This window comes from Bradyrhizobium sp. F1.4.3, from assembly GCF_040548375.1.
GTDB lineage: Bacteria > Pseudomonadota > Alphaproteobacteria > Rhizobiales > Xanthobacteraceae > Bradyrhizobium.
Map to the genome: position 1 here is coordinate 678,180 of NZ_JBEPRN010000002.1, position 22,678 is coordinate 700,857.

A 22,678-nucleotide genomic window follows, 5' to 3' on the forward strand; every position below is an offset into this window, starting at 1 on the left:
AGCACCTCGTCCGAGGTTGCGAGGAACAGCTTAGCATCCTCCGACGAGAATGCCAGCGGCGCAAGCGACGCGCCCGGTGAGTGAAGGCGCGCTACATCCCCGACAGCTTCGTCACAGTCACGTTCAGCGTGCCGCCGGCTTCCGCGACCACGCGCAGCGTCTTGGAGTCGAAGGCGATGTCGGCCAAGGTCAGGCTGCTGATATTGGCCTCGACCTTGAGGCCGTCCTCGTTCTTCTGGTAATCGGCGATCACGGCCGCGATCTTCTCGCGCGCGTTGGCGGCGATCGGCTTCAGATCGAGTGTCGCCTTCTGTACCAGCGCCTGCTGCATCTGCGGCACCACCGCGCGTGCGGCCGCCCCCAGCAGGCCGAAGGCAGCCTCGGATTCCACCGCGAGCTGGATGTCGGCGAGCCGCAGCGTCTGCTGTGCCTGGTCGAGCATCGGCCGGCCCCAGATGTGCACCGTCGCCTCGGCGCCGAGGCCGAGCCAGCTCTTCTTCTCCTTGGCGCGCACCAGCAGCGAGACCAGCAGCCGCTCGCCCGACGGGACCACGTTGACGCTCTTTACGGTGACGTCGACCGGGCCGGAGCCGTCCTCGGGATACGTGTGGCCGACCATCTGCGCTGCGATCAGCTTGTTGATCTCGGTGAAGGGCACGTCGATGGGAACACCGATGTTCACACCGGTGCCGGTCGGCGGCACGATCGAGATCTTGTCGGGGAACGGACAATCCGGCTTGGTCGACGTCGAGGTCACGCGCGTCTCGAGCTCGAGGCCAAGCAGCAGCGTCACGTTCTGCGCGTCGACGCGCGGCTGCGCCGCGATGGCGCGGGTCGGCTTCATCTCGAGCCAGAGCGGCGGCAGCGCAGCGGAGGAGCCCGAGCCTTGCAGCGGGATCGAGCGGCAGGCCTTGGCCCATTGCACCTTCGCATTCTCGCGCAGCGAAGGATCGTTGCGGATGCGCTCGGAAACGGTGTTGATCTGCTCGCCGACGTTCTTGTCGATCAGCGGTTTCACCTGTGCCGGCACGTTGACCTTGGCACCGGCGACCGAAAGGTTGGTGTCGCCGAGATTGACCTGGGCGCCGAGATTGGGCTCGAGATGCCAGTTGGCCGCGAGCTTCGGGCGCGAGGTGACGACGACATTGCCCTTGATCTCGGCGCTGGCATTCAGGTTCTTGATGTTGACCGCGCCAATTTGTTTGGCGGCATTGCCGCCGAGCACGCTGCCCAAGGCCTCGCCGAGCGCGCCGGTGGCTTTCGACGATAGCGACCCCGTCACGTTGAGCTTGCCGGTGAGCGGCGTCGATAGCGTCAGAACGTCCTTGTCGCCGGTGGCCGACATCGGTCCGCGGGCAGCAATCCAGCCGATATCGGCGTTTTGCAGGATCTGCGAGATCGGATTGTCGGCCTTGCCGGCGAAATTGTGCGGTGAAGCCTTCTCGGCCTGGTCCCGGATCGCCGACAGCGCGATCGCCACCGGCGCAACCACGATCGAGCTCTTCGCGACCGGCGGCAGCGGCGGCAGTTGCGCAACCGCCGGCGCCGAATTGGTCGCGCGTGGCGACAGCCGGTCCATCACCTTCAGGCTGATGAAAAACGACGCCGCGAGCACCGCAACGGCGATCAGGACAGTCTTCAAGTTCAACGTCAGACGCATTTATCCCCCAGGCCGCCCGGGATGGATTTTACAGGGCGACAGAGGAGGGCGCTAGAGCGCATCGGTGGGGTGGAATTGGGGCGAATGGGTTAACGGCTGCGACCGCGCCGTTGCGGTGTATTCAGACCGTCATCGGGGGGCAGTGCCCCTGGGACGGCGGACCGCTCTCACATTGCCGCGATCGCCGCCGCCGCAAAAGAAGCGATCGGCGCCATCGGACTCCAGTCCCGAGACCATCGTCCCGGCAGGCAGGTCGAGCTGCTCAAGCACCTTTCCGGTTTCGGGATCGATCCGCCGCACATCGCTTTCCTCGCCTTCCCAGGTGCCATGCCAGAGCTCGCCGTCGACCCAGGTGACGCCGGTCACGAAGCGCTTGCTTTCGATGGTGCGAAGAACAATCCCGGTCTCCGGATCGACCTGATGGATCTTGCGCTCACGATATTGGCCGACCCAGAGCGAACCCTCGGCCCAGGCAAGCCCGGAATCGCCACCGCCGCCGGGCGCGGGGATGGTGGCGAGCACCTTGCCCGTCGCCGCGTCGATCTTCTGAATGCGGTCCTCGGCGATCTGGAACAAATGCCGGCCGTCGAACGCCGTTCCCGCATGCGCGGCGACATCGATCGAGCGGGCGATCTTGCCGCTGGCCGGATCGACCGCATTCAATTTGTCGCCGGATGCGAACCAGACATGGGTGCCGTCATAGGTGACGCCATGCACGGCCTCGACGCCCGCGAAAGGCCCGTACTCCCTGACGATCTCGGCAGCCGAACGCTTCATGTGCTTGATCCCTGTGAGATGATCTACCTTACGTCTTCAGGAGGGGCCCGGGGAGTAACAAGCCTGTCGGGAAACCCGGGACAGGCGGGGTGATCCAGCGCCGCGCCCGCCCGTGTCCGAACGACTGCACCTTGTTCAAGCGCGCCAGCTCGTCGAGAGCCCGCTGCACTGTTCGCGCGCTCGTTCCGAGCGCCAGCGCGAGCGCCGAGCTCGACCAGGGTTCGCCATCGGAGAGGAAGGCGAGCATGGCGGCGTGCTTCTCCTCGACCGGCCGTGCCAGCACGAGAACCTGTCGCGTCTTGCGCGGTGCCAGCGCGAAGCCCTGCTTCGTCGCGCTCACATCGGCGAGCGGCTTGAGTTTTGTGCGGAGCCGTCCGATTTCGACCCGCAACCGGGCACGATGCGATTCATCGGCGTGCCTGGCCCGAAACGCTCCGGCGATCAGCACCTCTCGCGAGACGTCCGCGGGCCACGCCTGCGCCAGGGGGCGGGCGAGCGCGAACAGCACCGGGCGGGTTCCGAGCGACACGACGATGCCTCCCTTGCGAACGGTGTGATGGAACGTGTCCACGACAAGCGCTTTGGACGCCGCCAGCGCTTCGACCTGTCCAAGCAACAGCGGATGCTCCTTGCCGCGCGCGATCAGGCGTGCCGCGGGGGTGTCGAGGACGAGGTTCGTGCTTTCGACTTCGGCCGTGAGCGCTGGAATCGCTGCTAACCGCGCCGCGTCGGCCGCGCGGTCGAGCGCCGCGCGCGCATCCTTCGTTCTGAGCCGCCTGATTGCGATGCCCGCGACCACGAGCTCGCGGGCGACCCGAGATGCAGGCGGGAGTGGTGATGCGCCGAGTTCGGCCAGCGTACGCTCGGCCTCGTCGAGCCGCCCGACGAGGAGGAGGCGCCGGGCCTCGATGTGGCCCGCATGCGCGGCATTGGCGAGATCGCCGTGTGCCGCGAGCGTCGCTCGTGCGGCCGCGAGCGTTTTCACCGGCCAGTTCAGGTCGCGCGAGACGAGCGCGATCTCGGCTTCGGCCACCACACACCTTGCGCGCGCCACAGCCTCTCTCGGGCCGAAAGCGCGCGCGGCGCTCCGCAGCAGCGCCTTCGCCTTCGCGAGATCGCCAAGCTGCGCCATCGCGATACCACGAAGCGCGAGCGAGGGCGCATCATTGCGTAATGCCACGCGGTTCAAGGCGCCGAGCGGATCGCCGGCTTCGAGCGCACGCGCTGCGGCCGTGATCAGCGACTCCATGAAAATCCCGCCACACTTGTTACTCCCGCTGTGCGGTCGTCCGGTGCCAGAAATAGCGCACGGCCGACAATGTGCGGCGAGGCGCGAGCGAATTCGCGTCTGTCACAGCGCGGTGCGGAACTCCCGCTCAACCAAGAGGTTTCAAGAGCCATGATGACATCAGTTGAAAACAGACGGAACAACGGAGAGCCCGCCATGCAAACACCACCGGTGGTGTCGCCGCAAGACTGGGAGGCAGCCCGTCAGCAACTGCTCGTGAAGGAGAAGGCGCAGACCCGCGCCCGTGACGCCCTCGCCGCTGAACGCCGGCGAATGCCGTGGATGGCCGTAGACAAAACCTATGCGTTCGATGGCCCAGGCGGCAAGGTCAGTTTGCCTGATCTGTTCCAGGGCCGGCGGCAGCTGATCGTCTACCGGGCCTTCTTCGAGCCCGGCGTGTTCGGGTGGCCTGATCATGCGTGCCGGGGCTGCTCCATGGTGGCCGACCAGGTCGCCCATGTTGCCCACCTGAACGCCCGCGGCACCACCCTCGTCTTCGCCTCGCGCGCGCCCCAGGGCGATATCGCGCGGCTCAAGAAGCGGATGGGCTGGGCGATGCCCTGGGTTACCATCACCGACAGTTTCGACGCCGACTTCGGCGTGGACGAATGGCACGGGACCAACGTGTTCTACCGCGACGGCGACCGCATCTTCCGCACCTACATGATCAAGAGCCGTGGCGACGAGCAGATGGGCGGCACCTGGAATTACCTCGACATCACGCCGCTCGGCCGGCAGGAGGTCTGGGAGGATTCGCCGGAGGGTTATCCTCAGACCCCGACCTACAAATGGTGGAACTGGCACGACAGCTACACGGAAGGCGCGGCACCCGACAAGAAATGGGTCGAGGTGTCGGACGCCGGAGAGAAGGCGCTCCGCGAGGCAGGCGCGTGACTGAGATCTGTCCCGCCAGTGCGGCCACCAACGCCAGCCGTGACGGCAGGGAGGCCGTGGCCGCATCTCACCTCGCCCGATGGCTGGGTCTTGCGGCCACGCCGACCTTCGCGGTCATGGCCGTGCTGACGGCCATTCTCGGGGGCGGCCCGATGGACATGCTCTGCTCCGCCGGGCACGGGTCGCTCGTCGGCGGGATGGTGCCGATGTATCTGCTGATGAGCGCGTTTCATTCAGCGGCGTGGCTGAGGTTGATCCCGGGTCGGGGAGGCGCCATCCGGTGAGCACCGGATGGCAGTAGTTACTTGCAGTTTTCGCTCAAGAACAAAGCCATCAGGATCTCGTCGAAGTATCGACCGTCGTGCTTCAGCGCTTTCACCTCGCGACCGTATTCGACAAAGCCGGCGGCGGTGTAGAGCCGGATAGCGGCCGTATTCCCGCTGACGACGGCCAGCTGGAGCTGTTCGACATGCTTCGCCCCATGTGCCACGACCGCGTCGACGAGGCGTCGGCCCACGCCGAACTTGCGTGCATCGGGGCGCACATACATGCCCCAGAGAACGGCCTTGTGCTCGGTCTTGGCGCCTTCCTGCCGGCGGAAGCCCGCAACGCCCACCAGCTCCTGCGCGATGAAGGCGCCGAAAACATCCGACGTCAAGAGGCGCTCCTCGAACCAGGCAAGCGGCTGTTCCTGCTCGCGCGCGAATGCGCTGGAAAAGGCCGTGGGGTGCGCGGCAAGGGCTTCCAGCCTGACAGGGCGATAGAGCGCGGCATCGGCGGACGTGAGCAGTCTGATCATGGTGATACCCGATGCGACGCAGAGAGGAGATCACGCAGGGCACGAGCCAACATATCTTCGCTACCATCAAAGCTCTCGATCATGGCTTGCATGACCTTGTCAGGATCGAGGCGCTCCATTGCGAGCGGATGGCTGGCGGTCTCGGCCAGAAGAACCAGGAACGTGAGTTGTGTGCGTCCGTTGCCTTCGCGGAACGGGTGGATCGCATTGAGCTCGGCAAGGAAATGAGCCGCGCTTGCCGCAAATTCGGCCGTCGTCGTATCCCGGAAATGTTTCTTGCCCGCGAGAGCACGAAACAGTTTCGACATCTCCCGATGGATGCTCTCGGGGAAGCAGAACATGCTGCCACCCTTCGAAATTCGGACGGTGCGGATTTTGCCGGCCCAGTCATAGACATCCTGGAATAGGTGTCGGTGGATGGCGCGATAGTGGGAATACGTTAACCGTCCGGCCGGCAGAGCCTCCTCCGCACGCTGCGCTGTAATTTCCGCCTCGAAGGAATCAAGCCCGGCTTGGTCCTTCAAATGCAGTTTGTTCTTGAGGACCGTCGTGCCCGGATAACAACCGGATAACAATACGGGTCTTCAACGGCGTCATACATGAGGACTGGTTAGCCCTTCTTGTGGGCTTTGACGATCTCGCGCCGACGCTCGGCGGCCGATAGCCCCTGTTGATCAAACCGGGCAACTCGCGCCTTCATCGCCGCCGAAGGGACGATACCTTCAACGGCGCTGATCTTGGCGAAGCGCTCTCTGCCAACGACGAGCTTGGCGGAGGTTCCGCTCGCATTGGCGGGTGATTTTTTACGACTGACCATGCCCTAGAACCTATCACAGAGAGTGATACTTTGCATCTGCAGTGTTAAGGATGTTGCCCCAAACAAAAATGGCCCCAGCATCGCCGGGGCCGTCCAAATCTCAATACTGTTCGCGGGCTTACCGCGTCGCTGCGCCGAGATCCGCTCTCCGTTCGCTCATCGGCAGTACGATCACCTTGGTGCCAACGTTGACGCGGGAGTAGAGGTCGGAGACGTCCTCATTGGTCAGGCGAATGCAGCCGGAGGAGACGCGCTTGCCGATCGTGTCGGGGGCGTTGGTGCCGTGGATGCGGTAGACGGTGCCGCCGAGATACATGGCGCGGGCGCCGAGCGGGTTGCCGGGGCCGCCGGCCATCTGGCGCGGCAGATAGGGCTGGCGCTGGATCATCTCCGGCGGCGGGGTCCAATCCGGCCACTCGGCCTTCTTGGTCACCGACTGCGTGCCGGACCAGGTGAAGCCGTCGCGGCCGACGCCGATGCCGTAGCGGATGGCCTGGCCGTTGCCGAGCACGTAATAGAGATAGGTGTTGGGCGTATCGATGATGATCGTGCCCGGCGCCTCGCGCGTCGCATAGCTCACGGTCTGGCGGCGGAAGCGCGCCGGCGTCTCGACGGCGTCCTGGCCCTCGGACGGCGCGGCCTGGTAGGGCGTGGCCTGATAAGGCTGAACCGGCGCGGTCATCTGCGGCAGCGGCTGGAAGAAGGGGAAGAGCTGCACGGGCGCAGCCCTGGCCGGGCCGGCGAACGCGATTGCGGAGATCGCCACTGCGCCGATGGCAACGGCGCGCGAATACGTCTTGAACGTGTCCAGATTGAACATTGGTCGCCCCTGTTTGCGCGGTGTTTCTAGGTCACCCCGGCACCGTTTCGGTGCTCCGTTGCCTCAATCACTAACGGCAAAAAGTTTCGGGACGTTTGCGCGGAAAACCGAAAACGGTTTCGTCGCGGCAAGGATTGTTTCATGACAGTTTCGTGGCCCCGCCAGCCCGTTAACGAACAAAACAGCGGGCCGACATTTATGTGACGTCACACGCCTGAAATATCCGTGGTTGATGGTCCTAAGCCGAGAATCATCAAACTCTCGGGATTTCCCCATGCGGGTATTAATCGCGACTGACGCCTGGCATCCGCAGGTCAACGGTGTAGTCCGGACACTGACCTCGCTGGCCGCTGCCGCCAAGGCCCTCGACGTCGAGATCGACTTCCTGACGCCAGACGGCTTTTCGTCATGGCCGCTGCCGACCTATCCGGGCCTGCGCATCGCGCTGCCTACGGGTAAGGAGATCACGCGGCGGATCGAGAAGGCGGCGCCGGAAGCCCTGCACATCGCGACCGAAGGCCCGATCGGCTGGGCCGCGCGGGCTTATTGCCGCCGTAACCACCTCGCCTTCACCACCTCCTACACGACGCGCTTTCCGGAATATGTCTCGGTGCGGACCGGCATCCCCGCCGCCGTCGGCTATGCCGTGCTGCGCCACTTCCACGATGCTGCCGCCATGGCCATGGTGGCGACGCCGTCGCTGCGGCAGGAACTCTCCGAGCGCGGCTTCAAGCGGCTCGGCTTCTGGACCCGCGGCGTCAATACCGAACTGTTTCATCCTGATGCTCCGGCCACGCTCGATCTGCCGCGACCGATCTTCATGACGATGGGGCGCGTGGCGGTCGAGAAGAATCTCGAAGCGTTCCTCTCGCTCGATCTGCCCGGCACCAAGGTCGTCGTCGGTGACGGCCCGCAGAAGGCGCAGCTCGAGAAGAAGTATCCTGACGCGGTCTTCCTCGGCGAGAAGAAGGGCGCGGATCTGACCTCGCATCTTGCAGCTGCCGATGTGTTCGTGTTTCCGAGCTTGACTGACACCTTCGGCGTGGTGCAGCTCGAAGCGCTCGCTTGCGGCACGCCGGTTGCTGCGTTTCCGGTGACGGGGCCCAAGGACGTCATCGCCGATCACCCGATCGGCGCGATCGACCACGATCTGCGCGCCGCCTGCCTGGGCGCGCTCACCATGTCGCGCGAGACCTGCCGCAACTTCGCGCTGGAGCGATCCTGGGAAAACAGTGCGCGTCAGTTCGTCGGAAATCTTACTTCACTTCAACCCAGCCGCATCCTGCGCGCCTCGCCGGTCATGGCGCGGCGGCCGGTGCGCGGTTGATCGTACCTTTGACCCACAGCGAGAACCTCATCGATGGCTAAGATCATGAACCTTGACGGCACCCAGCAGCTTGACCTCACCCGTGGCACGGTCGAGCAGGCCTATGACCGCTGGGCGCCGGTCTACGATCTCGTGTTCGGCGGCGTGTTCGCCAAGGGCCGGCAGGCGGCGATCGCGGCCACCAACAAGATCGGCGGCCGCGTGCTCGAGGTTGGCGTCGGCACCGGCATCTCGCTGCCGCTGTACGCGCCGCATCTGCGCATCTTCGGCACCGACATTTCGGAAGCGATGCTCGACAAGGCGCGCCAGCGCGTCACCGAAGGAAATTTGAAGAACGTCGAAGGCCTCGCGGTGATGGATGCCGAGAGGCTCGAATTCCCCGACAATTCCTTTGACGTCGTGATGGCGCAATATGTCGTCACCGCCGTGCCGAATCCGGAAGTGGCGCTCGACGAGTTCGCGCGCGTGCTGTGCCCCGGCGGCGAGCTGATCATCCTCACCCGCGTCAGCGCCGATGCCGGCGTGCGCCGCTTCATCGAGCAGAAGCTCCAGCCGGTGGTGCGTCCGCTCGGCTTCCGCACCGCCGAGTTCGCCTGGTCGCGCTACGCCAAGTGGCTCGCCGGCGCCAACGGAATCGAGCTTGCCGAGCGCCGCCTGATTCCGCCGCTCGGCCATTTCTCGCTGGTGCGCCTCCGAAAGGTCGATGTCGCCAAGGCGGCGTAAGCAAGGCGGCGTAAGCCGCCGCTAGCGTTCGCGTGCGTCATCGCGTCGCTGCACATCGTCACATGACAAAATGATGATGTCACATGGCGTACATCGAATCCCTGTAAATCCCGTACCCGAAAGCATTTTGGGGGAGAGCATGATCAAGAATTACCTCGAGCAGCTGCGGATCCAGCGCTGGGACGACCATCGCTACTATCACCACAGCCGCATCAATCAGAGCCTGCACTTCGTCAGCGCGCTGAGCTTCCTCTTCGCCTATCTCTGGATGTTCGTCGATCCGATGGTCTCGGCGCTGGTCGGCTGGCTGGTCTCGATGACCTCGCGCCAGGCCGGTCATTTCTTCTTCGAGCCGCACGATTACGACCACATCAACCAGGCCACCCACGAGCACAAGGAAGAGATCAAGGTCGGCTACAACCTTCAGCGCAAGGTGGTGCTGATGTCGATCTGGGCGCTGTCGCCGCTGGTGCTGTTCCTCGATCCGACGCTGTTCGGCCTGTTCAAGCCGTGGGCGGGCGCGACCGATTTCATGCGTCAGGTCGCAAAGATCTGGCTCGCGGTCGGCATCGGCGGGCTTCTGTTCCGCACCGTGCACCTGTTCTTCATCCGCGACGTCGAGACCGGCCTGGTCTGGATGACCAAGATCCTGACCGACCCCTTCCACGATCTGATGCTCTATCGCAACGCTCCGCTGGCGCTGATGCGCGGCGAACTGATGGATCCCGGTCTGCACCTCAATCCCGAGCACACGCTGGGCCTGATCTCCGAGCCCACGCTCGAAGAGCAGCACGCCTGAGCGCGCTGTTCTCACCCAACACTCCGATGTCTGATGATTGCGTCATGCCCGGGCTCGTCCCGGGCATCCACGTCTTGGGGGCCGTCGCTGCGGCTTCTTCGCCTCTCCCCGCGCTTGTCCGCCGAAGCCTTGGCGAAGGCGGATGCGGGCAGAGGCCGACGCGCGCCGAGCGATGCGGCGCATCGCTCGGAGCGCGGCGGGTGAGGGGGGCTCTCCGCGGGGGCGGTGCCAGCGGATCGTCCGCCAACTCTCACCGCGCTCGTAGAGAGTCCCCCTCACCCCAACTCTCTCCCCGCAAGCGGGGAGAGGAAGAATCAGCCTCAGCGTCCAAAATGCTTGGCCAGCATCTCTTTCAGGATCTGCCGCTTGATGGCCTTGTTCGTGAGCACGCCATCGTGCCACCAGAAACCGTCGGCTTTCATCTTCTCCGCGGCGCGGACGAAGCGCTCGGCGACTTCCGTGAAATCGGCGTCGGTGTAGTTGAGGCTGAAGATCAGCCGTCCGCTGCCGACCCAGCTCAGCGACAGGCCTTCGGCGCGCAGGTAATATTGCAGCATCCAGTTGTAGCGGGACGGTTCGGTGTATTTCACCGTCCAGATCGACGACAGATTGGCCACCTGCACCGGCAGCCCGGCATCGGTCAGCATCTGGTTGAGCTTTTGCGCGCGGCCGTTCCAGGTCTCTTCCAAATGGTCATAGACGGCGCGGAAGTTCGGGCTGGCGAGCCGGCTCAGGAACTCGTCCATCGCCGTCATGACGTAAGGGTGCGAGTTGAAGGTGCCGCGGGCGAAGCAGACGTCGGCCGGACGGTCGTCGCGGAAGCGGCGCATCAGCTCCTTTTTACCGCAGACCACGCCGACCGGCAGGCCGCCGGCGAGGCTCTTGCCGTAGGTCACCATGTCGGCGCGCACGCCAAAGTATTCCTGGGCGCCGCCGGCGGCGAGACGGAAGCCGACGAAGACCTCGTCGAAGATCAGCACGATGCCGCGCTCGGTGCAGACCTCGCGCAGCTGCTTCAGCCACTCCGTGTAGGCCGCGCGGTCGAAATTGCCGCCGCGGGAGCTGTCGACCAGCGCGGAATCTCCGGGCGCATTGGAATTCGGATGCAGCGCCTGGAGCGGATTGACCAGCACGCAAGCGATGTCGCGCCGCGTGCGCAGCACGTGCAGCGTCTTTTCCGACATCTCGGCGAGGGTGTAGGTCTCGTGCGCGGTGACAGGGTTGCCGACGCCGGGCTGCACGTCGCCCCACCAGCCGTGATAGGCGCCGGCGAAACGAACGAGATGCGTGCGCTTGGTGTGGTAGCGCGCGAGCCGCACCGCCTGCATCACGGCTTCGGTGCCGGACATGTGGAAGGAGACTTCGTCGAGGCCCGAGATCTGGCAGAGCCGTTGCACGTTCTCGAGGATGACGGGATGGTAGGGGCCGAGCACCGGGCCAAGGGCATGCGCCCGCTTTTCGGATCCCTCGATGCACTCCTTGTAGAAGTCGTTGCCGAAGATGTTGACGCCGTAGGAGCCGGTGAGGTCGTAGAAAGTGTTGCCGTCGACATCGGTGACGGTGACGCCGCTCGAGGACTCCATGAAGGTCGAAGTGCCCAGATTCTCGCGCACGAGCCGCGAGAATTGGAACGGCACGCGGTAGGTTTCGGTGAAGTTCAGGTCGGAGATCTTCTCCGCGGCCTCCTGCGTCATCGCGCGGCCCTTGGGGTAGCGATCGGCGTAGATGCGCGCGAGACGGAAGAAGGCGTCCTTGCGCTGCATCACAACGTTCGCCGGCGCACCATCGCAGCCGAAATACGCATCGCCTTCGAACTCGTAAAACGGAAGCAGCCGGGCTACCCGCCGCGACATCTTGGAGTGCCCGGCGAGCGACCGGTGCTTGGCGCGGGACAACGCAATCCGCGCCTTGAGCTTCGGGAAGGCGGCGGCAGCGGACGCTGCGGCGGCCACGGAAAATGAGAGAATCGGGAGTGTCGTTTCCATGACAACAAGCGCTAACCGGACCAGCTGACAGATTCATGACAGTCAAAGCCCTCATCGCCTCTTTCACCCAGCAGGAAGACCTCAACTTCCTGTTGACCAATCGCATCCCCCGCGCGGCCCTGACCCGCTTCATGGGCTGGTTCTCCAAGATCGAGAATCCGCTTGTTCGGGACGGCTCCATCGCCTTGTGGAAGCTGTTCTCCGACCTCGATCTGTCGGAGGCGCGCAAGACCCATTTCAGGAGCCTGCACGACTGCTTCGCCCGCGAGCTCAAGCCGGGCCTGCGGCCCTTTGATCCCGACCCGGCTATCGTCGCGAGTCCGTCCGACGGTATCGTCGGCGCCCATGGCCGGATTGCCGACACCGAGCTGTTCCAGGTCAAGGGCGCGCCCTATTCACTGCTCGACCTGCTCGGCGATTCCGCACTGGTCGACCAGCATCGCAACGGCTCCTTCGTGACGCTGCGGCTGACCTCGAGCATGTATCACCGCTTCCATGCGCCCTACGACGCACACATCGAACGCGTCACGCTGATCCATGGCGATGTCTGGAACGTCAATCCGATCGCGCTGAAGCGGGTCGAGCGGCTGTTCTGCAAGAACGAGCGTGCGGTGATCCGCACGCATCTCAGCTCCGGCGAGGCCGTGACGCTGGTACCGGTCGCCGCGATCCTGGTTGCCAGCATCCGTCTGCACTTCCTCGACATGGTGCTGAACGCGCAGACGAAAGGGCCGGTCAATTTTCCCTGCGACGTCAACGTGACCAAGGGCGAGGAACTCGGCTGGTTCGAGCACGGCTCGACCATCATCATCCTGGCACCGGGCGATTTTTCGTTCTGCGACGGTATCGGCGAAGGCACGCGCATCCGCGCCGGTCAAGCGCTGCTGCGAAAAAACTAGCCTTCAATCCGCCGTCTCGGCCGCCTATATCGTCCGCGGGGACGGTCGACACGGCGGGAATTTTCGATGGCGCGGGCGCCGGTACTGGCGGCGGGTGGTATCGTGTTGCGGCGTGGCGCGCCGCCGCTGGTTGCGATCGTGCGCCAGCGCAAGCGCAATGAATGGGTTTTGCCGAAGGGCAAGCTCGACGATGGCGAGACGCCGAAACAGGCCGCTCACCGCGAGGTGCTGGAGGAGACCGGCCACGACGTTGCCATCCACGAATTCCTGGGCACGCTCGTCTATCAGTCCGGCGGCCGATCCAAGGCCGTGCATTTCTGGCGAATGGAGGCCGAGGGTGGTGCAGTTCGCAAGCTGATGAACGACATCAAGGCGGTCGATTGGTTGCCGCTGGATGAAGCGATCGCGCGCCTGTCGCGAGAATACGAACGCGCCTTCCTGGTGCAGATCGGCCCGATCGCGCTCGCCGCCGCGGGCCTTGCATCTCCGCCTGCTTCCGAGCCGACGCCACAACTGGCGAGCGACGATATCGATGCCGTCTTGCAGACGCTGACACCCGCCGAAGCCGCCTCCGTCGACGAACTGCGTCACGGCCTGTTGCAAAAGGTGAAGGCGTGGCTGCGGGGAGAGGCGTGAGCGAGGACGATCGGCGCGCTGCTCTTCACCTCGCCCCGCTTGCGGGGAGAGGCCGTATCGCATCGAAGATGCGATACGGGTGAGGGGGACTCTCCGCGTCTTCAGTTAGCTTTTGTGCGGCACCAGCCCCTCACCCCACCCTCTCAGCGCGAGCGAAGCTCGTCGCGCCCCCATAAGAACGGGGCGAGGGAGCGCACCGGCGCTGTTGGCGCTTTGCGTTCATCGCCGCTTCTTTTCCTTCGGAGCCGGCGCAGGCTTGCGCGGCGTGGCGGGGCGTTGCGCGCCTGGCAGGCGCTGCTGCAAGCCGGGCTGACGCTGCACACCACCTTGTTGCGGCTGGACGGCCGGCTGAGCGCCGGGCTGCAATCCAGTGCGCGGCGTCTGGGGCGTCGTGCCCGGTTGCGGCGTGGCGCCGGGCTGGGTGCCTTGTCCGGTGCGCGGCTGGCCTGCCGGCCGTCCCGCACCTTGCTGCGGGCCTTGTTGCTGTTGACCCTGACCCGCGCGCGGCGTGCCCGGCTGCACGGCGCCGCCCTGTCCCTGCCGTTGCGGCGGCTGCGCACCCTGGCGGTTCGGCGCCGCCGGTTGCCGCTGACCCGGACGGTTGTTCTGACCTGGCTGGCCGTTCGGCCGCTGCGGTTGCTGACCCGGCGCAGTCGTCGGCTGCAACTGTTGCTGCTGCGGCGGCTGGGCCGGTCGCGGAATGCGGCTGCTTGCGGCGGGATTGGCGCGGCGGAAGTCGCGCTGCTCGGTGACGATCTGCCGGCCCGCGGTCTGCGCCGCATGCACCTGGTTGACGAAGCCGCGATCGCGCGCAATCTGCTGCGGCGGAATCGTGATCGGCACCGCGGCAAAGCGCATGCCGCCGGGGCCACCTGCACCGGGCCGGATCGCAAAGCCGCTCGAGGCTTGCGTCAGTGCGCCGAGCCGCGTGCCGCTGGCGCGGTCGTTGACGTCGATATGCCCGACCCGGCCATCGGCATCGGGATAGAGCTTGATGTTGACGTTGTTGGCGCCGCTCGCCGCTGCGCCCTCTGGCACGTCGACGACACCGGTGGTGCCGCGGATGCCGAGCGTTGCGGTCGGCGTCGCGATCTTCATGTCGCCAGTCTTGGCCACCGCCGCCGCGACGAAGGCAACCGTACCCTTGCCAATGTCGAAGATCGCCGAGTTCTGCTTGCCGCCGTCCTCGTAGACGTAATTGTCGATGGTGATCTTGGCGCTGGCCGAGAGGTTGAACGTGGTCGCATCGTTGAAGGTAATGCCGAGTGCGGAATTCGACGAGGTCTGCACGACGTCGTTGAGATAGATGTCGTCACGCACTTTCAGCGGATATGAATTCTTGTCGCGGATCACGGTCGCGATTCCCGTCACGGTCGCGACGTTGCCGATCGGCTCGACGGCGGCGGATTGTGGATCGGCGGCCGCCGTTGGCGAGGTTGATGGTGTCGGGGAGGGGGCGGGCGCCGGCTGTGCCTGTGGCTGCGCCTGCGCAAGCTCGATCGTGTCGGACGCGCACGCATTGCCCGCTCCTGCCAGCGGCAAAGCCAGCAGCGCAACAGCAAACACGAAGCGGCGCCATGCCACCATCAAAGCCACGATGAGGTCCCGGTGAGAACGCGAGGCGAGATCGGCCGATATCAACCGGAGCTGGCTGAATGGCGGATGAACATGTGTCGCATAGGAGGGGCGAACGTTCAAACGCCACGTCCCGTGCCGGAATTGCGAACGAGACAGCGATCAATGTACTGATGCTTCCACATCGTCATGGCCGGGCTTGTCCCGGCCATCCAGGCCTTGAGGTGTCCTGCTAAGAACGTGGATGCCCGGGACAAGCCCGGGCATGACGAGCGATTGTGTAGACGTCGTGACGGGTGGCGCCTTCCGCGTCAGCTCACGCGCTTCCAGGTCTGGCCGCCGCAGAACATGCCGCCGAAGGCGCAGCCCTGCACACGCATTGCGTTCGGACTCTTCATCGCGATGGTGGAGTCGTAGTTGCGGCCGGAGTCGGGATCGTGGATGCGGCCGCTCCACTTGGCGCCGTCGGGCTTCATGTTGATCAGGATCCGCTCATTGCTCTTCTCGGCATAGCCGCAGAGATTGGTGCCGCACTGCTCGACGCGCACATTGCCCTTGTTCTCTTCGGTCGCCCACAGGCCGAGCGGCGTGTTGGCAACCTGCGCAGGCGCAGCGGCCGCCGGAGCTGGAGCGGGCGCATAAGCAGGAGCCCGCGCAGTCGCGACCGGCGCGGGAGCCGCAACCGGCGCAGGTTGTGTGACCGTGTCGACCGACGGCGCCGCGGCAACCGTCGTGGCCGGGGCCGCAGGAGCAACAGCGGGGACTGCCGGAACAATCGCCTGCACCGGCGCCTGCTGCACCGGTTGCTGCTGCACCGGCGCCGGCGCGGGCTGAGCGGTCGTCGTGCTCGGCGTAGTGTCGTCGTCGTCCTTGGAGCCAAGGCCGTTGAGGTTGATGTTGTTCAGCTTGATCGGCTTGTTCGACAGGCCCGGCGCCACGATGGTGACGCAGTCGAGCGAGGCGCAGTTGCGCGGTGTCTCGATGCGGACGCGCTGGCCCTCGATCTGGAACGCGATCGAATTGCCGGCATGGGCTGCGGCGGTCGAAGCGAGGAAGAGCGCGGTGGCGGCGATAGTGAGCTTGTTCATGACAACCTCCTAAAATGCGTGGTCCCGATGACCTGAAGTCGGTGAACGACTGAATGTGGTTCGACCCTACGCCGGGCCCATCCCGCCTTCTGTGATGAACGTCACAACGATCCGCCGGCGCCTGGGTGAGCCAGCGCACATTCAGCCGCGGCTCGTCTGCGTAACATCGCCGCGACACAGAAGGAGGCGTCGATGAAGCGGCTTGCGACTTCGCTTGGCACATTGATCGCACTGATGATTGCGCCCACGGCCCAGGCTGGTGCCTATGCCTTCTCGATCGGCGGTCATCGGTTCCATGTCGAGGCACCGCGAAACTGCCGATCGACGTCTTGTGTTGCGATCTCCACCGATCGCGGCACGCAGGACGTCGAGATAACGCCGCTTCGGCATCCTGTGCCGACGCCAGTGGTCTTGCCGCCGCAGCCGGCCTGCCCGGTAGCCCCGATCGGGCCACCGCAAGCGAGCGTCGTCGCGCCATCCGCACCGGCCCCGCTTGTGCCCGTCATTGCGGCCACGACATCTCAGCCTGTCGTCCTGCCGCCGGCACCAAGGCTCGAGCCGCCGAGGACCGAGCCTGCGCGGATTGATCCGCCGCAAACGACAGCTCTCGATCCGCCACGCGTTGCGACCCCGGACGTAGCACCAAAGCCCGTGACGATCTCACAGCGCAGCGACGATGAGCTCGCGCCACTTGGCCAATGGGAGAGCGCGGGCGCCAAGGGCATGGTGCGCATCGAACATTGCGGCACGGCGCTGTGCGGTTATGCGCTGACCGAAGCTTCGAACAAAGGCGAGAGCGTGCTCGTCAACATGAAGCCGAAATCGGACGGCGTCTGGACCGGCAACATCTACAGCCGCTCCAGCGGCAACACCTACTACGCGACGATGACGCTGAACGCCTCCGGCAGGCTCCACGTCGAGGCTTGCGCGCTACTGCACTTCTTCTGCTCGGGCAATGACTGGACGCGGGTCGAGGAGCGGCAGGAGAAGTTGATCACGACGTCGCGGCAGTGGGGCGCGCGGTCGTAGCTTTTCGATCAACAAGCGCGCTGCTCACTCAGTCCCCTAACAAGTGGAGAAGGAGAAGGATGATGGCTATCCCGATCCCGACAATCCCGGCATCATGTGCCGCAATTTCAAGATCGGCGGCATCACGGGATCGGATTGCTCTAATTTCTGAGCAAAACTATTGCCCGCCGGTCGGATGATCCGGCGCGGCCGGAGGAGCACTGCGATTGGTAGACGCTGCTAGATCATGCCGAGCACGATGGCGCCAACAAAGGCCATGGCAAGGTACGCGGTAATAACGCTCAATCTTCCGACGAACGTCATGACGTTGCTCCCTGGATCGCTCCATCTGCGCGCGCTGCGCGCAACCATCATGGTTAACAGAGAGTCACCTTCCGAAAAAGCCAGCCTTACTGTCGTTCAGCCGGCAAGGCGAGTGGCACACCGCGCGCTCAGCATGGTTAAGGAAAGCTGAAATCAACACGTTGAAGAGTCTTTAAGTAAATTCACCGAACCTGCGCGCATGACGCGCGGAGTTCGTTTGTATCTCGTCGGCTCCATCGTCCTTGTTTCGCTCGCGGGTTGCGGACGCGGCTTGTTCCAGGCCGAACGCGAACCGTGGCGGGCCGAGGCCGAAGCGGCATGCCTGAAATCCGGCGCAGTGAAGGAGAGCGCGGAGATCGTTCGCATCGAGCCGATCTCCGGCCCCGGCATGTGCGGCGCCGAGTTTCCGCTGAAGGTCGCCGCCATCGGCGAAGGCTCCTCAAATTATGGTTTTGCCGACGAGGAATTGCGTCCGCCCGGCAGCATCGGCAACCAGCCGCGCTGGCCGGTGAGGCAGCCGCAGTCGAATTATCCGGCATCCTCCTATCCGCAACGGTCGAACTATCCCGAGAGCGCGGTGCGCCAGCCGCCCGGCTATGGCGCGCCCTCCGGCCCGGTATCCCTTAGTGCGCCCGGCGTGGCACCGCAGGAAGACGAGATTGATCTGCCGCCCGAGGGCACCGATGCCGCGGGTGCGGCGCGCTACATGAATGCACCGAGCTATCCGTCGCGGCCGTCGGGCCCGGCGCCTTACTCGCAGGCGCCGGCGCAGCAACCGCTGCCGCGCCTCGGTCCCGCGCAGGGCAATCCCGTTACCGCGGTCGGCCCCGTGGCGGTGAAGCCGACCGCGACGCTTGCCTGTCCGATCGTGTCCGAACTCGACCGCTGGTTCGCCGACACTGTGCAGCCCTCGGCGATGCGCTGGTTCGGCGCCCGCGTGGTCGAGATCAGGCAGATCTCCGCCTATTCCTGCCGTGGCATGAACGGCAACCCGAGCGCCCACATTTCCGAGCACGCCTTCGGCAATGCGCTCGACGTCGCCGCCTTCGTGCTCGCCGACGGCCGCCGTATCTCCGTGAAGGATGGCTGGCGCGGCATGCCGGAGGAGCAGGGTTTTCTGCGCGACGTGCAGTCGGGGGCGTGCGCGCATTTCACAACCGTGCTGGCGCCGGGCTCCAACGTCTATCACTACGATCACATCCACGTCGATTTGATGCGCCGCGCCAGCCGCCGCCTGATCTGCCAGCCCGCCGCCGTCTCCGGCGAAGAGGTCGCCGCACGCGCGCAGCATCGTAACCCTTACGCGAACACACGCGATCCCTACGTGACCGGCTCGCTCGGCGCGCACAAGAGCAAGCGCGAGAAGGTCAACGAGGAAGACGAGTTCTCGGACGATTAGTCGGACACATTTCAAGATGCCCTCCGACATCGTCCGCTATCTCACGCATCCGCAGGTGCAAATCTCGCCGGGGCGTAACGCTGTACCGCGAGCCGCCACAGCTCGGATCAGAACACGTCGATTGTGGGGAAGCACGGCTCCCCGGTGATGCAGTCCCAGAGGTAGATCGCCAGGCCGACGTCGCCGGTCCAAAGCGAATAGCGTCCGCGGCCAACGACCGTCTTGGCGCCGCGATACTGGACAATGGCCGTCATGGCGAATTGGCGTGCACGGTCGAGCCAGACCGGGTCGTTCGAGCGGCGGTAAAGCTTGAGGAATGCGTAGCCGTTCCCGCCGGTGCCGTGGCACAGGTTCGAACCCTTGGTCAGCGGTCCGGCGGTCCAGGCCAACCGGCCGGCATCCAGCAGAAGTTCGTCAAAGTCCGGCGTCGCGAACGGTGCGTCGGCAAATGTCGTCACCATGCCGGGGGCGCCGTGGCAGTGCTGACACAAGCTCGGTGGCGTCTCGCGCTTGCTTCTCGCGCCCCAATTGGTTCCGAGCTCGGACGACCACGCATTCGCGGCCAAGGTTTGCGGCACAACGTCGGCCAATTGCGCCTGCTGTGCCGGTGTCAACCAGTCCCATCCACGCAGCAACGGGATGATGTTGCCGGCGAAGCCATGCACAGGCCCGAGCCAGCGGTCCTTGGCGCCGTACAGATCCTGGGTCCAGAGCCGGCCTTGCGGCGTTTCCTCCAGATCATCCAACAGCCGGGCCGCTTGCATTTCGAACAGGCCACGCCATCGCGGTTCCCGTGTCATCTCGGCCATGTGGATCGCAGCCAGCATGGATCCGGGCATGCCCCACATCAGTTCACGGATCGGAAGTTCGGTATTGGCTTCGGCGCGCGCTTGGACGAGATCGGCCAAGCCCGGCGTAGGAGCAAGACGCATGGCGAGAAGTGCGGCTCCCATGTCGCCAAATAGCAGCGAGCCGTGTTTGGCATAGCCGGCCGGCGAATCCCTCTCGAACCTGGCGGTTGTCCGTTCGAGGAGTTTTGGCAGGACCGCGCGAAAGTCTTTTGTGGCAGGGCTGGCGCCGACACGATGCAAATAATCGAGCGCCCAGATCACGCCCGCCGCGCCATAGTAGAAGCTGGGGTTGCCGTCTCCCACCGCGTCGTCGCCGGGGTGACCGGGCCAAAACGCCTCGGGATCGAAATCAGCGATGGCGTCGGCAACGATGTCTGCAATCGTGGTGCGGACAGCCAACTCGCTCCAGGCGTCGCGCACAAGCGCGCGGTGTCGACCGGGGGTGATCATGACCTGCGCTTTCGGACGTCCGTCGACGGCGCCAGCCCCATGCATAGCTGCACCTCGGCCGGTACGTTGTAGGTCCGCATGATATGGCGGCTGTCGCGCAGGCCGGTCGCCTCGCGTTGCACCACGAACATCCAGAGTGCCTGGCCGGCGGCCGTTACCAGCTTGCGCCGGGCCGGCTGCAGCGAGGCCGGTATCTCGGGGCGCGCGTGCGTGGCGTCGAACGCGCGCAATTCCGCGAGGGCCTGTTCGAGCGTGCGGCCCATTCGTCCAAGCGCTGAGGCCTGTTCTTGGACGATCTCATAATGGAGAATATCGACCGGCGGGCGAAGATCACGGGACATGGCGCTCAATATAATGCAGCGCGAACCGCATGCGCAACGCGTGGCCTGCCGCCGCTACTTCGCCTTGTACGCGGCCAGAAACATCCGCGTTGCGCTGTCGACGACTTCGGCCATGCGCTCTTCCGACGGCGGTGGGGCGGCCTGGAAGACGAAGGGGAGAAACAGCGAGGCCTTGCACAGTTCCATGAACTGCGAGGCGGCAAGATCGCAATCGTCGATCTTGAGATCGCCGGAGGCGACATGGGCTTTGAGATAGTCGGAGAGCCGGTTGATGGTCTTGTCCAGCACGCGCAAATAATAGCGGCGGCCGACGTCGGGCATGCGCTCGGCGATCGCCATCACGGTGCGGATCGCCGATCCGCCGCCGGGCCGGCAGAGCAGGTGGATATAGGCCTGCCCAAAATCCTTCAGCGTGGTCTCGGCGTCGCGCGCGGGATCGAAATTGAACACGACCTGGCCGTGCTGGAGGGCCTCCTCCTCGAGGATGGCTTCGAACAGCGCGCATTTGTCTGCGAAATAAACGTAGAGCGTGCCCTTGGAGACGGTCGCCGCGCGCGCGATCTCGCCCATGCTGGCGCCGTCAAAACCCAGATCCATGAACACCTTGCGGGCGCCGTCCAGGATCTGGCGGCGCTTCGAGCCGTCCTCTTCGGAGACGACGTGCAGATGTTCGCGGTCGGCTGCAACCATTGGTTTAGGTTCTCGAAAGGTTTTGGGCAGGGTCTCCCGCCATGAAACCCAAATAAAGGATTCGGACCAGTAGGGTCTTGACAGGGAATAATGTATATTGACCGAACCGTTCGGTCAATGATATTTGGGATGGGCGAGAGGGAGGCCGGGCGACGGCCCGTCCCGGATCGCGTTTTTTTATTGGGGAGGCCTTTATGGCCGTATCGAGAGACCAGGCTGCGCGCGTCCTTCGCCAGGGAACGGTGGAGACGACGCCGGAGCAGGCGGGCGGTGACGCTGCGGCGGAGAAATCCGCAGTGCTCACCGAACAGTTGCGGTCTCATCTGGCCGAAGAGAGTAAGCGCCGCACCAGCGAGGTGCCGGAGAAGCCTGTGACCGACAAGCCGGCCCCGAACGCGCCCCAGGCCGCCGCGCCTAAATCCGGCAGGCGCAAATTCACCATGATGGGCATCGGCCTGGTGCTGGCGCTCGCGGCTGCGAGCTACGCCGGCTACTACACGCTGGTCGGCCGCTTCTACGTCGCCACCGACGACGCCTATGTCCGCGCCAACAACACCATGCTGGGCGCGCGCGTTGCCGGCCACATCCTCTCGATCCTCGCCGGCGACAACACGCTGGTGCATGCCGGTGACACCATCCTGCGTATCGACGACGGCGACTACAAGATCGCCGTCGATGCCGCCGCGACCAGGATCGCGACCCAGCAGGCCACCATCGATCGCATCGGCCGCCAGGTTGCGGCGCTCGACAGCCAGGTCGTGCAGGCCAAGGCGCAGCTCGTCTCCGCGGAAGCGGGCCTCAAGCGCGCCGATCTTGATTACGAGCGCCAGCAGGCGCTGAGCAGCAAGGGCTTTGCCTCGCGCGCGACGTTCGAAACCTCGGAAGCCGGACGCGATCAGGGCGCGGCCGCCGTCAAGGCTGCGCAGGCCGCGTTTGACGTCGCCGTCAGCAATGTCGACGTCGCCAAGGCGCAGCAGGCCGAAGCACAGGCGCAGCTCGCCGAGCTCAAGACCACGCTCGCCAAGGCCGAACGCGACCTCTCCTTCACCGCGGTGCGCGCACCGGTCGACGGCACGTTCTCCAACCGCCTCGTCAGCGCAGGTGACTTCATCGCCGTCGGCCAGCGGCTCGGCAACGTCGTTCCGCTCGACGATGTCTATATCGACGCCAATTTCAAGGAAACGCAGCTCAAGCGCATCCGTCCCGGCCAGCCGGTGATGATCAAGGTGGATGCCTACGGCATGCGCAAGTTCTCTGGCATCGTCGACAGCATCGCGGCGGGCTCGGGCTCCGTGTTCACGCTGCTGCCGCCGGACAACGCCACCGGCAACTTCACCAAGATCGTGCAGCGCGTGCCGGTTCGTATCCGCGTGCCGAAGTCCGTCGCCCGGCAAAACCTGCTGCGCGCCGGCATGTCGGTCTACGCGACCGTCGACACCAACAAGGGTGCGGCCGACGCCGACAGCGAGATCGATCTCGACGACCCCACCATGATCCATCCGCAGTAGGCGCCTGAGCACTGCGAGGT

Annotated in this window: 23 protein-coding genes; 10 read left to right on the forward strand and 13 right to left on the reverse strand. The window is 65.0% G+C overall.

Annotated features, from left to right (window positions below; translation table 11 throughout):
• Positions 1–91: 91 nt before the first annotated feature.
• The 3 genes from ABIB73_RS10675 to ABIB73_RS10685 form a co-directional block, all read right to left on the reverse strand.
• On the reverse strand, positions 92–1,660 hold the full coding sequence (locus tag ABIB73_RS10675) for a DUF4403 family protein (protein ID WP_354223745.1): 1,569 nt from the start codon (positions 1,658–1,660) through the stop codon (positions 92–94).
• 129 nt (positions 1,661–1,789) lie between these two features.
• Positions 1,790–2,437 (reverse strand): Vgb family protein, encoded by a 648-nt coding sequence (locus tag ABIB73_RS10680; protein ID WP_354223746.1) that lies wholly within the window; start codon positions 2,435–2,437, stop codon positions 1,790–1,792.
• Positions 2,438–2,465: 28 nt separating this feature from the next.
• A complete protein-coding gene (locus ABIB73_RS10685; protein ID WP_354223748.1) occupies positions 2,466–3,686 on the reverse strand; it encodes a helix-turn-helix domain-containing protein in 1,221 nt (406 codons plus the stop codon).
• A gap of 150 nt (positions 3,687–3,836) precedes the next feature.
• On the opposite strand from ABIB73_RS10685, the gene ABIB73_RS10690 reads away from it, so the two are divergent.
• Both ABIB73_RS10690 and ABIB73_RS10695 read left to right on the forward strand, forming a co-directional pair.
• Positions 3,837–4,619 (forward strand): DUF899 domain-containing protein, encoded by a 783-nt coding sequence (locus ABIB73_RS10690; RefSeq protein WP_354223750.1) that lies wholly within the window; start codon positions 3,837–3,839, stop codon positions 4,617–4,619.
• A complete protein-coding gene (locus tag ABIB73_RS10695) occupies positions 4,616–4,903 on the forward strand; it encodes a hypothetical protein (RefSeq protein WP_502918411.1) in 288 nt (95 codons plus the stop codon). Before ABIB73_RS10690 ends, ABIB73_RS10695 begins: the two co-directional genes overlap by 4 nt.
• A 17-nt stretch (positions 4,904–4,920) precedes the next feature.
• Here ABIB73_RS10695 and ABIB73_RS10700 read toward each other — a convergent pair whose 3' ends face one another.
• The 4 genes from ABIB73_RS10700 to ABIB73_RS10715 all read right to left on the reverse strand — a co-directional run bounded on the left by ABIB73_RS10700 (position 4,921) and on the right by ABIB73_RS10715 (position 7,055).
• Entirely contained in the window at positions 4,921–5,418 is a 498-nt protein-coding gene (locus ABIB73_RS10700) for a GNAT family N-acetyltransferase (RefSeq protein ID WP_354223752.1), read from the reverse strand.
• On the reverse strand, positions 5,415–5,942 hold the full coding sequence (locus ABIB73_RS10705) for a Fic/DOC family protein (protein WP_502918412.1): 528 nt from the start codon (positions 5,940–5,942) through the stop codon (positions 5,415–5,417). Before ABIB73_RS10705 ends, ABIB73_RS10700 begins: the two co-directional genes overlap by 4 nt.
• An 86-nt stretch (positions 5,943–6,028) precedes the next feature.
• Positions 6,029–6,235, reverse strand: a complete 207-nt coding sequence (locus ABIB73_RS10710; RefSeq protein WP_354223754.1) for a hypothetical protein — start codon at positions 6,233–6,235, stop codon at positions 6,029–6,031.
• 118 nt (positions 6,236–6,353) lie between these two features.
• Complete coding sequence (locus ABIB73_RS10715) at positions 6,354–7,055, reverse strand: L,D-transpeptidase (protein WP_354223755.1); 702 nt, start codon at positions 7,053–7,055, stop codon at positions 6,354–6,356.
• A 274-nt stretch (positions 7,056–7,329) separates the two neighbouring features.
• Here ABIB73_RS10715 and ABIB73_RS10720 point away from each other — a divergent pair, with 274 nt between their 5' ends.
• The 3 genes from ABIB73_RS10720 (at position 7,330) to ABIB73_RS10730 (ending at position 9,904) form a co-directional block, all read left to right on the forward strand.
• Complete coding sequence (locus ABIB73_RS10720; protein ID WP_354223756.1) at positions 7,330–8,382, forward strand: glycosyltransferase family 4 protein; 1,053 nt, start codon at positions 7,330–7,332, stop codon at positions 8,380–8,382.
• A gap of 33 nt (positions 8,383–8,415) precedes the next feature.
• On the forward strand, positions 8,416–9,105 hold the full coding sequence (locus ABIB73_RS10725) for a class I SAM-dependent methyltransferase (RefSeq protein WP_354223758.1): 690 nt from the start codon (positions 8,416–8,418) through the stop codon (positions 9,103–9,105).
• 139 nt (positions 9,106–9,244) lie between these two features.
• A complete protein-coding gene (locus ABIB73_RS10730) occupies positions 9,245–9,904 on the forward strand; it encodes a hypothetical protein (protein ID WP_354223760.1) in 660 nt (219 codons plus the stop codon).
• A 320-nt stretch (positions 9,905–10,224) separates the two neighbouring features.
• On the opposite strand, the gene ABIB73_RS10735 is transcribed toward ABIB73_RS10730, so the two are convergent.
• Positions 10,225–11,889: an aminotransferase class III-fold pyridoxal phosphate-dependent enzyme gene (locus ABIB73_RS10735; RefSeq protein ID WP_354223762.1), complete on the reverse strand. Its 1,665-nt coding sequence runs from the start codon at positions 11,887–11,889 to the stop codon at positions 10,225–10,227.
• Between the two features lie 35 nt (positions 11,890–11,924).
• Between ABIB73_RS10735 and asd the strand changes: the two genes are divergently transcribed.
• Positions 11,925–12,788 carry an archaetidylserine decarboxylase gene (asd, locus tag ABIB73_RS10740; RefSeq protein WP_354223764.1) on the forward strand — a complete coding sequence of 288 codons (864 nt, stop codon included), beginning with the start codon at positions 11,925–11,927 and terminating at the stop codon, positions 12,786–12,788.
• Between the two features lie 66 nt (positions 12,789–12,854).
• The gene (locus ABIB73_RS10745) at positions 12,855–13,424 is read left to right on the forward strand and encodes an NUDIX hydrolase (RefSeq protein WP_354223766.1); all 570 of its coding nucleotides are present in this window, start codon (positions 12,855–12,857) and stop codon (positions 13,422–13,424) included.
• Positions 13,425–13,643: 219 nt separating this feature from the next.
• Here ABIB73_RS10745 and ABIB73_RS10750 read toward each other — a convergent pair whose 3' ends face one another.
• Both ABIB73_RS10750 and ABIB73_RS10755 read right to left on the reverse strand, forming a co-directional pair.
• Positions 13,644–15,011 carry a FecR domain-containing protein gene (locus tag ABIB73_RS10750; RefSeq protein ID WP_354224273.1) on the reverse strand — a complete coding sequence of 456 codons (1,368 nt, stop codon included), beginning with the start codon at positions 15,009–15,011 and terminating at the stop codon, positions 13,644–13,646.
• Between the two features lie 299 nt (positions 15,012–15,310).
• Complete coding sequence (locus tag ABIB73_RS10755) at positions 15,311–16,087, reverse strand: DUF2147 domain-containing protein (protein ID WP_354223768.1); 777 nt, start codon at positions 16,085–16,087, stop codon at positions 15,311–15,313.
• Positions 16,088–16,279: 192 nt separating this feature from the next.
• On the opposite strand from ABIB73_RS10755, the gene ABIB73_RS10760 reads away from it, so the two are divergent.
• Together ABIB73_RS10760 and ABIB73_RS10765 are read left to right on the forward strand one after the other, a co-directional pair.
• Positions 16,280–17,116 carry a DUF2147 domain-containing protein gene (locus ABIB73_RS10760; RefSeq protein ID WP_354223770.1) on the forward strand — a complete coding sequence of 279 codons (837 nt, stop codon included), beginning with the start codon at positions 16,280–16,282 and terminating at the stop codon, positions 17,114–17,116.
• Positions 17,117–17,618: 502 nt separating this feature from the next.
• On the forward strand, positions 17,619–18,818 hold the full coding sequence (locus ABIB73_RS10765; protein ID WP_354223772.1) for an extensin family protein: 1,200 nt from the start codon (positions 17,619–17,621) through the stop codon (positions 18,816–18,818).
• A gap of 107 nt (positions 18,819–18,925) precedes the next feature.
• Here the strand turns inward: ABIB73_RS10765 and ABIB73_RS10770 are convergent, their stop codons facing one another.
• Genes ABIB73_RS10770 through ABIB73_RS10780 form a run of 3 tightly spaced genes read right to left on the reverse strand, consistent with a single transcriptional unit; the run spans position 18,926 to position 21,150 of the window.
• The gene (locus ABIB73_RS10770; RefSeq protein ID WP_354223773.1) at positions 18,926–20,119 is read right to left on the reverse strand and encodes a lanthionine synthetase C family protein; all 1,194 of its coding nucleotides are present in this window, start codon (positions 20,117–20,119) and stop codon (positions 18,926–18,928) included.
• Entirely contained in the window at positions 20,116–20,460 is a 345-nt protein-coding gene (locus tag ABIB73_RS10775) for a DUF6665 family protein (protein ID WP_354223775.1), read from the reverse strand. The genes ABIB73_RS10770 and ABIB73_RS10775 overlap by 4 nt, the downstream gene beginning before the upstream one ends.
• A gap of 54 nt (positions 20,461–20,514) precedes the next feature.
• Positions 20,515–21,150: a TetR/AcrR family transcriptional regulator gene (locus ABIB73_RS10780; protein ID WP_354223777.1), complete on the reverse strand. Its 636-nt coding sequence runs from the start codon at positions 21,148–21,150 to the stop codon at positions 20,515–20,517.
• Positions 21,151–21,344: 194 nt separating this feature from the next.
• On the opposite strand from ABIB73_RS10780, the gene ABIB73_RS10785 reads away from it, so the two are divergent.
• Positions 21,345–22,658: an HlyD family secretion protein gene (locus ABIB73_RS10785; RefSeq protein WP_354223779.1), complete on the forward strand. Its 1,314-nt coding sequence runs from the start codon at positions 21,345–21,347 to the stop codon at positions 22,656–22,658.
• Positions 22,659–22,678: the final 20 nt, after the last annotated feature.